Origin of the sequence: Arthrobacter sp. Soil736, assembly GCF_001428005.1 — a bacterium.
In the GTDB taxonomy this organism is placed as follows: domain Bacteria; phylum Actinomycetota; class Actinomycetes; order Actinomycetales; family Micrococcaceae; genus Arthrobacter.
This window is the reverse complement of sequence record NZ_LMSB01000056.1, coordinates 70,825-83,505: the sequence shown is the minus strand read 5'-3', so window position 1 is coordinate 83,505 and position 12,681 is coordinate 70,825. Positions and strand designations below refer to the sequence as shown.

Here is a 12,681-nt window from a genome sequence, read left to right as displayed (position 1 = left end):
GTGGGGCGACCTAGTTGGGCGGGGTGGCGTCTCAGGCGTGCGTGGGCTCCTCCACCAGGGCCGTGGCGATGCTGTCCGCGTCGTCCAAAGCGGCGAGGTAGCGCTCGGCGTCCAGGGCCGCGGCGCAGCCGGTGCCGGCGGCGGTGATGGCCTGGCGGTAGCGGTGGTCCACGGCGTCGCCGCACGCGAATACCCCGGAGCGGCTGGTAACCGTGGTGGGGGAGTCCACCTTGATGTACCCCTCCGCGTCCAGCTCCAGCTGCCCGGCCACCAGCTCGGTGCGCGGCACGTGTCCGATGGCCACGAAGATGCCGGTGGCGGGCTGATGGCGGGTTTCGCCGGTGCGGGTGTCCTTGAGGGTGACGCCGGTGACCTTGCCGTTGCCGTGGATCCCGGTGACGGCCGAGTTCCACGCGAAACTGATCTTGGGGTTGTCCTTGGCGCGCTGGGCCATGATCCGGGAGGCGCGCAGCTCGCCCTTGCGGACGACGACGGTAACGGACTTCCCGAAGCGGGTCAGGAACGTGGCCTCCTCCATGGCCGAGTCTCCGCCGCCGACGACGATGATGTCCTGGTCGCGGAAGAAGAAACCGTCGCACGTGGCGCACCAGGAGACGCCGTGGCCGCTGAACTTCTTCTCCTCCGCCAGGCCGAGCTCCTTGTACGCGGAGCCGGTGGCGAGGATGACGGCCGGTGCCTGGTGAATGTCGCCGCCGCCGGTGACCACGCGCTTCAGGTGCCCGGACAGCGTCACTTCAGTGACGTCGTCGAACACCACTTTGGCGCCGAACCGCTCAGCCTGTTGCTGCAGGCCGTCCATGAGCTCCGGGCCCTGGATGCCTTCCGGGAAGCCGGGAAAGTTTTCGACGTCGGTGGTGTTCATCAGGGCGCCGCCGGCGGTGACGGACCCGGCCAGCACCAGCGGCTCCAGGCCGGCACGGGCGGCGTAGATGGCGGCGGTGTAGCCGGCCGGGCCGGAACCGATGATGATCAGCTGCTCGGTTGTGATGTTCTCGGTCTTCGCATTCTTGGAACTCACGGCTGGCTCCGTTTCCTCGGGCTGGTTGGACATTCGGTTCACTGGGCATGGCAATTACTGCGCGTCGCGGTGCTGGGCGTTGCGCGCCCAAAGAACCGCATAAACAAGTGCAACAAGCGCGGGGACTTCGATCAAGGGCCCGACGACGCCGGCCAGCGCCTGCCCGAGTTCTTCTCGCCGTTCAGATTGTGGGGGACCGGCGTTCGATCAGGATGGTGTCGCGCCACTTCCCGGTGAGCGGGCCGTGGGTCATCCTGGCGATGCGGTGCCTGCGCCCGACGACGACGTAGCCGTTGGCGAGGTGGAGTTTGAGGCTGGCTTCGTTTTCGGGAAAGACGCTGGCCTGGATGGTCCAAATCCCCTCAGCCTCGGTGGATTCAGCCAATGCCCGTAGCAGCGCAGCGCCCTGGCCGAGTCCGCGTGCCTCGGCGGCGATGTAGACGGAGTGTTCGACCACGCCGGAGTAGACGGGGCGGCCGGAGACGGGCGAGACAGCCGCCCAGCCAAGGATCCTGCCCTCTGCCGTTTCGGCGACAAGCCGGTGGCGGGGCAGTCTCGAGTTGTTGAACCGCTCCCAGTCGGGCGCCTCCCATTCGAAGGTGGCGTGGCCCGTATCGATGCCTTCCTGATAGATACGCCGAACTTCCGGCCAGTCGTCTGGTTCCATGGCCCGGATCGCTGCCGTGGACGTCACAGGTTTGCCAGCATGCCGGCGGCGTTGTCCAGGGCGCCGGGGGCAAGGGAGAAGTAGGCCCACGTGCCGCGCTTTTCGCGGTGCAGCAGCCCGGCCTCGACCAGGATCTTCAGGTGGTGGGACACCGTGGGCTGGCCCAGGTCCAGCGGGTCGGTCAGGTCACACACGCAGGTCGCCCCGGATGACGAGGCCTTGATGATGGAGAGCAACCGGAGCCGGTTAGGGTCGGCCAGCGCCTTGAAGACCAAGGCCTTTTGCTTGGCCTCCTCAGCGCCCAGGGCAGGCGTCCCTGCCGGCGCACAGCAGGCTTCATCCGTGGCCGGCTCGAGAATAGGCAGCAGGTTCATGTACCCATTATGCGCCAATATTGACAGCCATCAATGTAGGTCCTCTGACCCCACGGCCGGTTGCCGGCGAACGCAGGGACTAGGAGCTGGTCTTTGCTGAGTCGTGCGGGAGAACGACGTCGTCGGCCGTGCGGGCCGCGGCGGGGAACAGGATGAGGAGGAGACCCAGCCCTGCTGCCGCGCCAACGAGTTGAGCGACGACGAACCCGGGCACGGAGGCCGGTGCAATGCCGGCGAAGGTGTCGCTGAAGATGCGGCCGACCGTCACGGCGGGGTTCGCGAACGACGTCGAGGACGTGAACCAGTAGGCTGCGCCGATGTAGGCGCCCACCGCCGGCGCGGCAAGGACGCCCCGCTTGGTGGCGGCGAGGGTGAAGATCAGCAGGATGAGCCCGGCGGTGGCAACGACTTCACCCAGCAGATGCCCCAAGGTGGCGCGGTCCTTGACGGAGATGGAGGTTTCCACCTCAAACATGGCGTTCGCGACGACGCTGCCGCTGACCGCGCCCAGAGCCTGCGCGACCGCATAGGTGCCGAGCTCCGGCAGGGTCAGCCCCGTGCCGTTGCGCCGGCCCAGGATCCAGTCGACCAGGGAGACCGCAGGGTTGAAGTGCGCGCCGCTGACAGGCCCGAATACGAGGATCAGCACGGTCAGGCCCAGCACGGTGGCGGTGCTGTTCTGGAGCAACTGCAGGCCGATGTCGTTGGGCGAGAGCTGCTGCGCGGCGATCCCCGAGCCCACGACGATCATCACGAGCAAGCTGGTGCCGACAAGTTCGGCGACGGCACGGCGCCACAACGGTGGCTGGTTAGAAGTCATGGAACCAAGCTTGACCGATGAAATTAACTCAGTCAAAATTGAGTCAATGAATACTGAGTCAGTGGACGCTTTCCAGGCGCGGGTCGCCAAGCATGCGGCCCTCGCCGATCCTGCGCGGCTGCGCATTGTCGACCTGCTGACCCTAGGGGACTTCTCCCCGACGGAACTGCAGGCTGAGCTGGGGATGCCCTCGAACCTGCTGTCCCACCATCTGCGCACCCTGGAAGGAGCGGGCCTGGCAACCCGCCACCGCTCCGAAGCCGACAGGCGGCGCAGCTATATCCGGCTCGCCGCGGGTGCGCTGGAAGGCCTCGCGCCGGGGGTCGAGCACGGCGCCACACGTGTGCTGTTCGTCTGCACCCGGAACAGTGCCCGGTCCCAGCTGGCCGCCGCACTCTGGCAGCAGGTCAGTGAAATCCCATCAACGTCGGCGGGAACGCGCCCCGCGGACCGCATCGCGCAGGGAGCCATCGATGTCGCCCGCCGTCACGGACTGGGCCTCGCTGACCTTCCTCCGCGGAGGCTTGACCAGGTGGCCGGCGTCGGGGACTTCGTCGTGACCGTGTGTGACAACGCCCATGAGGAACTCACCATTCTGGGCGGTGTCCACTGGTCCGTGCCGGATCCCCTGCGGAATAACACGGAGGAAGCCTTCGAGGCCGCCTTTACCGACATCTCCCGCCGCGTCAATGACCTCGCGCCCCGGGTGCACGCCGCCTGAACACTGGCGATTTTCCCGCAGACCCGGGTCCCATGGCGGCCGAGGGGCAACAATCCGGACCGTACGTAAATATTGACATTCATCAATCTATCGTCCGATACTCCATACATCGATCAACATCAATATTTACGTAGTGATGCAGGATGTGCGGGCGGAAGACCTCAACCAGACCGATTCACCCATCCCCTAACTGATTCCAGGAGAAACCCAGTGAGCACCGAAACCGCCAAGAAGCCGTCCGTCCTCTTCGTCTGCGTGCACAACGCCGGCCGCTCCCAGATGGCCGCCGCGTTCCTCACCAGCCTTTCCAACGGCGAAATCGAGGTCCGTTCCGCCGGCTCGCAGCCCGCCGACAAGATCAACCCCGCGGCCGTGGAAGCGATGGCAGAGGTCGGCATCGACATGTCCGCCGAGGTCCCGAAGGTCCTCACCACCGAAGCCGTGAAGGAATCGGACGTGGTGATCACCATGGGCTGCGGCGACGAATGCCCGTACTTCCCCGGCAAGCGCTACGAGGACTGGGTCCTGGAAGATCCGGCAGGCAAGGGCGTCGAATCCGTCCGTCCCATCCGCGACCAGATCAAGGCCCGCATCGAGGGCCTGATCGAGTCCCTCATCCCCGCTGCCAAGTAACGCACCCACGCCTAAAACCCGGAACGCGGGAGGAGGTGAGCTGAATGACTACCGGATGCTGCGGCGACTCCGGCTGCTGCGACGACGATCAGGACTGCTGCTGACGCCCGCCTTTCCGCCCAACTAGGTGGCAGTAGGTGTCGTTTTGAGCCGTCAAAACGACCACAAATGACACCTAGTTGGGCCCCTACTATCACCAATCGATGAGAAATTAGGACAGCATGGATTCAGCGATGAACCTTCCCGTTGCCGTCATCGGCGCCGGCCCGGTGGGCCTTGCCGCCGCGGCGCACCTACTCGAACGCGGCCTGGAGCCGCTGGTCTTCGAGGCAGGCCCGACGGCGGGCGCGGCCGTTGAGCAGTGGCGCCACATCCGGCTGTTCTCACCGTGGCGGTTCAACCTCGACGCCGCCGCCCTCCGCCTGCTCGAAGGTTCCGGCTGGGAATCCCCGCGGCCCACAGCACTGCCGTACGGCGGCGAACTCATCGACAGCTACCTGACGCCGCTGGCGGCGCTGCCGGAGATTGCCTCGCGGCTGCAGACCGGCGCGCGCGTCGTGGCCGTGACGCGCCAGAGCCTGGACAAGACCCACGTGCGGAACCGGGACACCACGCCGTTCGTGGTCCGCGTCGAGCACGAGGACGGCGAAACCCGCGACCACACCGTGGCCGGGGTCGTTGACGCCTCCGGAACGTGGTCCATCCGCAACCCGCTGGGGACCTCCGGGTTGCCGGCCATCGGCGAGGACGCCGCCGCGGACAGGATTTCCGCGCCGCTGCCCGATGTCACAGGCCGGGACCGCCGGTCATTTGCCGGACGCCGCGTCCTGGTGGTGGGGGCCGGCCACTCCGCCGCCAACACCCTCATCAGTCTGGCCGACCTCGCCAAAGACGAGCCGGACACCAGGATCCTGTGGGCTGTCCGCGGCGACTCCGCGGCGAAGGTCTACGGCGGCGGCGACGTCGACGGGCTGCCGGCGCGCGGCCAGCTCGGTGCCCGCCTGCGCCGCCTCGTCGAGGCAGGAACCATCGAGCTGCAGACCGGCTTCGGCATCAGCTCACTGAAATCCCTCGACTCGCAGGTGACCGTCGAAGCCGTGGACGGCCGCACACTGGACGCCGACATCGTGGTGCCCTGCACTGGCTTCCGCCCGGACCTGGACATCCTGCGCGAACTCCGGCTCAACCTTGATCCTGCCGTCGAAGCGCCGGTGGAGCTCGGCCCGCTGATCGACCCCGAATTCCACTCCTGCGGCACCGTCCCGCCGCACGGTGCCAAGGTCCTGGCCCACCCGGACAAGGACTTCTACATCGTCGGCATGAAGTCCTACGGCCGGGCACCGACCTTCCTGCTGGCCACCGGCTACGAACAGGTCCGCTCCGTCGCCGCAGCCCTGGCCGGGGACCACGCCGGCGCGGACACGGTCCACCTCGAACTCCCCGAGACCGGCGTCTGCTCCACCGACGCCGGCACCAGTTGCGACGTCCCGGCACACGCTGCGGCATCCGCGGAGAGCGGCTGCTGCGGGACACCCGAACCGGTGCTGGTCGGCTTCCCCACCGGCCTGTTCCACGGCCGCTCCGGCATCAACTAGAAATCCAGCCAGTAACCAAGCAATGGAGTGCTGTCATGACTGAAAACCGTGAAACCAGCCTGGGACTGCAGGACAACACCGAGGTCCTGCAGCGGATCAGCGCCCGGCTCGGCGAGAGATTCGCCGGGATCTTTGCCGCCGAAACCGTCGAACGCTATGTGTTCGAGTCCTACACCGCCCTGGCCAGGACAGCGAAGATCACCACCTACCTGCCCGCCACCACAGAACACTTCGCCAGCGACCGGCTGAACGCCCTGGCCAAGTCCAAGGGAGCGGTCGCCTCCGAGGCACCCGAGGTGCTATTCGTCTGCGTGCAGAACGCCGGACGGTCCCAGATGGCCGCCGCCCTGCTCACCGTCGAAGCCAAGGGCAGGATCCACGTCCGCTCCGCCGGCTCCCTGCCGGCAGCCGAACTCGATCCCGCTGTAGTGACAGTGATGTCCGAGATGGGTCTGGACCTGTCCCGGAACTATCCCAAGCCGCTCACCGACGACGTCGTTCGCGCCTCCGACGTGGTGATCACCATGGGCTGCGGCGACTCCTGCCCCATCTATCCAGGCAAACGCTACGAGGACTGGGAACTGCCGGACCCGGCCGACCAGCCCCTCGAAACGGTCCGGGAGATCCGCGACCAGATCCAAGACCGGGTCAAAACCCTGGTCGACTCACTCACAAAGGAAACAACGCACTCATGACCCAGGAAGTCGACGCCCAGAAGTCCCCTGCCGTGCTCTTCGTCTGCAGCAAGAACGGCGGCAAATCCCAGCTCGCCGCCGGCCTGATGAACCAACTGGCCGGAGGAGCCATCACGGTCTACTCCGCAGGCACCAAACCCGGAAAGTCCCTCAATCCCCAGGCCGTGGAGTCCCTGACCGAACTCGGCATCGACATCACCGGCGAACACCCCAAGCCCGTCACCGACGAGGTCCTGAACACAGTCGAAGCCGTCATCATCCTGGGCACCGAAGCCAAACTCGAACCCCACGACGGCACCCGATTCGAGGTGTGGGAAACGGACGAGCCCTCTGAACGTGGCATCGAGGGCATGGAACGCATGCGCCTGGTCCGGGACGACATCAAGGCCCGGGTCCAGAAGCTCTATGCGGAGCTCACCGGGAACTAGCATGCCCGCCCCCGCGCTATCCCGGACACTTGTCGCGGAGGGTGCACCTCGCGGCGGCCTCGCCGCGCTGTGCATCACCCAGACCACCGGGTGGGGCATCCTCTACTACGCATTGCTGGCGGCGGTTCGGCCCATCAGCGAGGACACAGGCTGGAACCCTGCGCTGGTCACGGGAGCCTTTTCCGCGGGACTGATCGCCTCTGCCGTGGCCGGGATCGCCGTCGGCAGGATCCTGGACAGGACGGGCCCGCGCAGCCTGATGATCGGCGGCTCCCTGGTAGGCACTCTGGCGCTGATATTGGTCGGTGTTGCGCCGAATTTGCCCTTGTTCGCAGCTGCCTGGCTGCTGGCCGGAACCGCGCAGGCCGCCGTGCTGTATCAGCCGGCATTCACCGTGATCAGCCGCTGGTACGGCCCATCCCGGGTCAGGCCCCTGACCATCCTGACCCTCGTGGCAGGGTTCGCGTCCACGATCTTCGCCCCGCTCACCGCGGCCCTCTGCGCAGCCTTCGGCTGGCGGGGCGCCTTCCTCGTTCTCGCCGGAGCGATGGCCCTGATCACCGTTCCCCTGCACGCCCGCTACCTGAACCGCGCCTGGGCGCCCAACCTGCCAGGAGTTGCCGCGGCCGACGACAGGGCGGCGGTGCGCTCCATCCGGCACAGCGGCGAATTCCTCGGCCTGCAGGCACTCATGGTCCTCCTATGCCTCGGCCTCTACACCGTAACGCTGAACATCATCCCCCTGCTAATGGAAAAGGGCGCCGGCTACACCACGGCCGCGCTCGGCCTCGGACTCGTCGGGGCAGGACAGGTCGGCGGCCGGCTGTTCTTCGCCGCCATCCCTGCCAGAGCCCGGCTACCGATCATAACCGGCACCGCCACGGCCGCCGTTCTTCTACTCGCTCTCCTGCCAGGACCGGCACCCATGCTGATCGCCACCGGTATGTTCGCCGGTGCAGTCCGCGGCTGCCAGACGCTACTGCAGGCCACGATTGTCGCCGACCGGTGGGGAACAAACAGCCTCGGCATCCTACAAGGGACCTTCGCCCCACCCCTAACCGCCGTCACAGCCCTCGCTCCGGCCGCCGGCCCGGCCGTGGCAGCCTGGCTCGGCTCCTTCACTGCCATGGCGTACGCCATGGCAGCCGCCACCGGAATCGCCGCACTCATCGCCGTCGCCGTGCGCCTCACCAGAGGCGCACATGTCCGATGACGCATGGACCAACGGCCAATCGCGTCCAGCACGACGGCGCCTGCCGCCGTCGGACGTCAGCCGGGCCTGTTCTGCGCCACGTACGCCCCCACGGTGTCCCTCCCCAGCGCCGCCCCGACGGCGGAGAAGGCGCCGTAGTCCGGCAGGACGATGGACTGCCCGTCGGTGCTGAACCCGAGACCGGCGGTTGGCATGTTGAAGAACACGGCGTCCTGCAGGCGGACGTTGCGGAGGCTGTACGCCAGGCTGGCGAGTGTGGCGGCATTCAGTCCCTTGTCCACCTGCATGTACCGGGACGCCGTGCTGACCACCTTGTACATGGTCACGGGGTTGGACAGGGTCTTTGCGGAGAGGAGCTTGGCAAGCGTGGCGCGGATGAAGGTCTGCTGGTCCCTGATCCGTTGGAAGTCGCCGTCGGCAAACGCGTAGCGCTCCCGGACGAATTCAAGTGCCCGCTGGCCCTTCAGATTGTTCACGCCCGCAGGAAAGTGCTGGTGCGTGTCGTGTGTGGAGGTGAAGGCCTCCCTGACTTTGACGTCCACGCCGCCGAGTGCCTCGGTAATGCCCCTGAAGCCCTCGAAGTCCATCATCATGACGTGCTGGATCTTCTGGCCAAACAGTGATTCCACGGTCCTCACGGCCAGCGGCACGCCCCCAAGGGTCAGGGACGAGTTGATTTTCGCTTCGCCGTAGCCGGGGATGGGCACCCAGGTGTCGCGCATGATCGAGATGCCGTACAGGTGCCTGCCGTCCCGCGCCAGGTGGACCAGGATCATGGCGTCCGCGCGCTGGTCGGGCAGGCCGTTGGGGTTCGGGGGGTCACCGCGGCGGTGGTCGCTGCCCAGGACCAGGATGTTCATGGGCAGCGTCGGCGGCGGCGGCGGCTTCACCGGCTTGGGCTTGGCGGGGGACGGCTTCGCGGCGGGCGTCGGCGTCGGCGTGGGCGTGGCGGTGGCGGTCGGGCTCTCGGTTTCGAGCGTGGCCGTGTTGGTATCCCAGCTACGCGCCAGGTTGAAGATGATGCCGGCGGCCACCAGCGGGATCACGATCAGTGCCGCCAGCAGCACCCTGAAGGCCGTCCGCTTGCCCTTCGGGGGTCCTGCGGAGGGGGCTGCGTCGCCCGTCTTGTCCGGATCATTCCGGGATTCCATGATCGGACGGTACCACCAAAATTCTTCGGAAAGAACGACGTCGGCGGGCGGGTTTTTCGTGTTGGCCGGGAGGCGAGCAGGCTATCACCATGAGTGAATACACCTTTGCGTGAATACATCCGGGGCTGTACTTTTGTGGCATGGAAACGCTCACGCAGGCACCCGTGCTGGCCCGGTTCGGGTACGCGGTCTCGGACCCCACCCGCGCCCGGATCCTCCTGGCCCTTTCTGACGCCCCGTCCTACCCTTCTGATCTGGCCGACACCCTAGGGGTGTCCCGGCAGAGCATGTCCAACCACCTGACGTGCCTGCGCGGCTGCGGCCTGGTCGTTGCCGTTCCGGACGGGCGGCGGAGCCGGTACGAACTCGCGGACGCGCGGCTGGGCCACGCGATCAAGGACCTGATCGGTGTTGTCCTCGCGGTGGATCCGGCCTGCTGCGCCCCGGACGGGACGTGCCTGGCTTGAGCGCCCTGCTCCAGGCACCAACGGCCGAGCGCCGCGCGGTACTGAGCCTCAGGATCCGGCTTTTCGCGGCCGCGACGATCACCTACAACGTCATCGAGGCCGTGGTGGCCCTCTGGGCCGGAGGCGTCGCGGACTCCTCGGCGCTGATCGGCTTCGGGCTGGACTCGGTGATCGAGGTCGCGTCGGCGCTGGCGCTGTCCTGGCAGTTTTCCGCCAAAGACCCGGAGCGGCGCGAGCACCTGACGCTGCGGATCATCGCCCTGTCCTTCTTCGCTCTCGCGGCGTTCGTCACGGCGGACGCAGTCCGGGCCCTTACTGGCGGGGGAGAGGCCCAGCACTCCACGCCCGGGATTGTGATCGCCGCCCTGAGCCTGGCCATCATGCCCGTGCTGTCCTGGGCGCAGCGCCGCGCCGGGCGGGAACTTGGTTCGCGGACAGCCGTGGCCGATTCCAAACAGACGCTGCTGTGCACCTACCTCTCCGCCGTCCTGCTGGTGGGCCTGGTCCTGAACAGCGCCCTGGGCTGGTGGTGGGCGGACGCCGGAGCCGCCCTGGTTATCGCCGGCATCGCCGTCCGTGAAGGCATCAACGCCTGGCGCGGCGACGCCTGCTGCGCCGTCCCGAACGCGGCAACCGACCACGCCGAAGAAGAGGATGACTGTTGCGTCCCGGCCGGACCCGCAGCATCGGGTGGGACCGAAACCATGGCGGTCACCCTGGCACACACGGATCCGGGCGGTTCCTGCTGTGCCGAATGTGGATCGGATACCAGGCTCGCACCGGTCGCCGTGGCCTTTGGAACGAAACCGGCTGATCGATGAGCGCCGTCACTGTTGCACGCAACGTGCGCATCGCGGGGGCCGTTGAGCGCCGGTGTCAGGAGGGGATGTTCAGCCGGGCGAAGCGCAGGATGGAGATGATGGACGGAGCCAGTTCGTCTTCCATCTGGTGGTAGTACTCGGGGCTGCGGCGGTACGGGTCAACGACGTCGTTGTCCGCGGCTTCCGGTGCAAGCGCAAGGTGCCTCACGGACGCGGCCCGGGCCGGGAGCTTGCGCCACAGCTTGGTGTTGGCGGAGATTTTTTCGCCGTTCAGGAGGCCAGCCTGGCCGTGCTCGGCGGCTTCGCCCTCGCCTGCATGGCCTTCGCGTTCCTCGAGGATATCCAGCATCCGGGCGAACTCGCGGATGGTGAAGGTCCGCTTCAGGAGGGAGGCGTCCAGCTGGAGCACCTCGCCGCGGTGTGCGGAGGTCATGGTGAGGACCAGGTCCACCTTGCGAAGGATCTTGCCGGTGAGCTGGCGCGCCGCGAAACCGTCCGCGGTGCCGCCGAAGGTGCGGATGATGTCCGCGGAAAGCGGCTGGACAGGATCGCCCACCATGGCGCGGGTTCCGGCGCTGCGGACCTCGAAGCCGCCGGGCAGCACCTGGTCCAGCCCGGCCTGCAGCAGCCGTTCCGCCACGGGGGAGCGGCAGATGTTGCCCGTGCAGACGGTCAGTATTCGGACTGGCGAAGGCGATTCCACGTGTTGGCTCTTTCCGGCGGCAGAGGCGGACAGGCCTGTCCGCACATTTCAACTTAACATGCAGGCACCCGCGGGCTCCGGGGGAATCGCCTGCAGTCCGGCAACCCAGTTGAGGAAGCCCCTTCCCATGGAACTCTCAGGTTCCCTTCATCTGCCTGCGGGGGACGTGGTGGCACGATGGAACCCTTGGACGGATGGGCGCTTCGGATTGGCTTCAGGAGGCAGGATGTGATGACCGCTGGCCACAGCCGGGTACGGAACGGGAGAGGCGCCAACCTGCGCCGCGCTTCCACCCTCCTGGCATGCGTTGCGCTGGTGGCGGCGCTCGCCGCCTGCCAGCCGGGCCCCGGTCCGGGCCCGTCTCCTTCCCCGTCCGGGGCGGCAAAGCCGGGGCATGTCTTCGTGATCAACCTGGAGAACAAGTCGTACCGGGACGTCTGGGGCGAAGAGTCTGAAGCCCCATACCTGTCCCGGACGCTGCGTCCCCAGGGCGAGCTCCTGACGAAGTACTACGCGATCGGCCACTCATCTTTGACCAACTACATCGCCCAGCTGTCCGGGCAGGGCCCCAACCCCAACACCAGCCACGACTGCCCCACGTACGCGCCCTTTAGCGCCACCGGCACGGAATCCCTGGGCCATCTGCAGGGCAGCGGCTGCGTTTATCCCGACTCCGTGCCCACGCTGGCTGGCCAGCTCAGCGCCGCCGGGAAGTCGTGGAAGGGGTACATGGAGGACATGGGGACGCCGTGCCGCCATCCGGAGCCGGGCGCCAGGGACCCGAACCAGAACGCGGGCCCGGACGGACAATACGCCACCCGGCACAACCCGTTCGTCTATTTCACCGCGATCACGGCCTCGCCCGAGTGCCAGAGCAACGTGGTGGACTTCAGCAACCTCGCTTCCGACCTCAAGTCGGCCGCCACGACGCCGAACCTCTCCTACATCAGCCCCAACCTGTGCAACGACGGCCATGACAGCCCCTGCGCTGACGGGCGCCAGGGCGGCCTTGCCTCCGCTGACGAATGGCTCCGGCAGCAGGTCCCGGAGATCCTGTCCTCCGCCGCCTTCCGGCAGGACGGGCTCCTGGTCATCACGTTCGACGAGGCTGAGGGGAAGGAAAGCGCCGAGTCCTCCCTGCCCGGCGGCGCCGGCGGCGGCCTGGTCGGGGCTCTAGTGCTGTCACCGCTGGTCAAGGCCGGTTCAGCCTCTGACCGGGCCTACAACCATTACAGCCTGCTGGCCAGCATCGAGGACATCTTCAACCTGCCCTACCTCGGCTACGCCGCGGCCCCGGATCTCAACCGCTTCGGGCCGGACGTCTACAACGCCGGCTCCTGACGCAGCGCCACAG

15 protein-coding genes are annotated in these 12,681 nt (G+C 67.2%); 9 read left to right on the top strand and 6 right to left on the bottom strand.

Annotation, left to right across the window (positions count from 1 at the left end; translation table 11 throughout):
- Positions 1-31 precede the first annotated feature (31 nt).
- The 4 genes from trxB to ASG92_RS23665 form a co-directional block, all read right to left on the bottom strand.
- Positions 32-1,009, bottom strand: coding sequence for a thioredoxin-disulfide reductase (trxB, locus tag ASG92_RS23680; protein WP_056634776.1), 978 nt, complete (start codon positions 1,007-1,009; stop codon positions 32-34).
- A 211-nt stretch (positions 1,010-1,220) separates the two neighbouring features.
- Positions 1,221-1,706: a GNAT family N-acetyltransferase gene (locus ASG92_RS23675; RefSeq protein ID WP_056634773.1), complete on the bottom strand. Its 486-nt coding sequence runs from the start codon at positions 1,704-1,706 to the stop codon at positions 1,221-1,223.
- A 23-nt stretch (positions 1,707-1,729) separates the two neighbouring features.
- Complete coding sequence (locus tag ASG92_RS23670; RefSeq protein ID WP_056634300.1) at positions 1,730-2,080, bottom strand: metalloregulator ArsR/SmtB family transcription factor; 351 nt, start codon at positions 2,078-2,080, stop codon at positions 1,730-1,732.
- Positions 2,081-2,159: 79 nt separating this feature from the next.
- Complete coding sequence (locus ASG92_RS23665; RefSeq protein WP_056634297.1) at positions 2,160-2,900, bottom strand: aquaporin; 741 nt, start codon at positions 2,898-2,900, stop codon at positions 2,160-2,162.
- A gap of 46 nt (positions 2,901-2,946) precedes the next feature.
- Between ASG92_RS23665 and ASG92_RS23660 the strand changes: the two genes are divergently transcribed.
- From ASG92_RS23660 to ASG92_RS23635, 6 genes are all read left to right on the top strand, one after another.
- The gene (locus tag ASG92_RS23660; RefSeq protein ID WP_056634770.1) at positions 2,947-3,621 is read left to right on the top strand and encodes a helix-turn-helix domain-containing protein; all 675 of its coding nucleotides are present in this window, start codon (positions 2,947-2,949) and stop codon (positions 3,619-3,621) included.
- Between the two features lie 210 nt (positions 3,622-3,831).
- The gene (locus tag ASG92_RS23655; RefSeq protein ID WP_056634294.1) at positions 3,832-4,254 is read left to right on the top strand and encodes an arsenate reductase ArsC; all 423 of its coding nucleotides are present in this window, start codon (positions 3,832-3,834) and stop codon (positions 4,252-4,254) included.
- A gap of 221 nt (positions 4,255-4,475) precedes the next feature.
- On the top strand, positions 4,476-5,849 hold the full coding sequence (locus ASG92_RS23650) for an FAD-dependent oxidoreductase (protein WP_056634292.1): 1,374 nt from the start codon (positions 4,476-4,478) through the stop codon (positions 5,847-5,849).
- Between the two features lie 35 nt (positions 5,850-5,884).
- Positions 5,885-6,544, top strand: coding sequence for an arsenate reductase ArsC (locus tag ASG92_RS23645; protein ID WP_056634289.1), 660 nt, complete (start codon positions 5,885-5,887; stop codon positions 6,542-6,544).
- Positions 6,541-6,972 (top strand): low molecular weight phosphatase family protein, encoded by a 432-nt coding sequence (locus ASG92_RS23640; protein ID WP_056634287.1) that lies wholly within the window; start codon positions 6,541-6,543, stop codon positions 6,970-6,972. Before ASG92_RS23645 ends, ASG92_RS23640 begins: the two co-directional genes overlap by 4 nt.
- 1 nt (position 6,973) lies before the next feature.
- Positions 6,974-8,185: an MFS transporter gene (locus ASG92_RS23635; RefSeq protein WP_056634284.1), complete on the top strand. Its 1,212-nt coding sequence runs from the start codon at positions 6,974-6,976 to the stop codon at positions 8,183-8,185.
- A 56-nt stretch (positions 8,186-8,241) separates the two neighbouring features.
- Here ASG92_RS23635 and ASG92_RS23630 read toward each other — a convergent pair whose 3' ends face one another.
- Positions 8,242-9,336, bottom strand: a complete 1,095-nt coding sequence (locus ASG92_RS23630; RefSeq protein ID WP_056634281.1) for an LCP family protein — start codon at positions 9,334-9,336, stop codon at positions 8,242-8,244.
- Positions 9,337-9,476: 140 nt separating this feature from the next.
- On the opposite strand from ASG92_RS23630, the gene ASG92_RS23625 reads away from it, so the two are divergent.
- Complete coding sequence (locus ASG92_RS23625) at positions 9,477-9,803, top strand: metalloregulator ArsR/SmtB family transcription factor (protein ID WP_056634277.1); 327 nt, start codon at positions 9,477-9,479, stop codon at positions 9,801-9,803.
- Complete coding sequence (locus ASG92_RS23620; protein ID WP_056634274.1) at positions 9,800-10,624, top strand: cation transporter; 825 nt, start codon at positions 9,800-9,802, stop codon at positions 10,622-10,624. Before ASG92_RS23625 ends, ASG92_RS23620 begins: the two co-directional genes overlap by 4 nt.
- 55 nt (positions 10,625-10,679) lie before the next feature.
- Here ASG92_RS23620 and ASG92_RS23615 read toward each other — a convergent pair whose 3' ends face one another.
- Positions 10,680-11,327 carry a protein-tyrosine-phosphatase gene (locus ASG92_RS23615; protein WP_056634768.1) on the bottom strand — a complete coding sequence of 216 codons (648 nt, stop codon included), beginning with the start codon at positions 11,325-11,327 and terminating at the stop codon, positions 10,680-10,682.
- A gap of 231 nt (positions 11,328-11,558) precedes the next feature.
- Here ASG92_RS23615 and ASG92_RS23610 point away from each other — a divergent pair, with 231 nt between their 5' ends.
- On the top strand, positions 11,559-12,668 hold the full coding sequence (locus tag ASG92_RS23610) for an alkaline phosphatase family protein (RefSeq protein ID WP_082579697.1): 1,110 nt from the start codon (positions 11,559-11,561) through the stop codon (positions 12,666-12,668).
- Positions 12,669-12,681 lie beyond the last annotated feature (13 nt).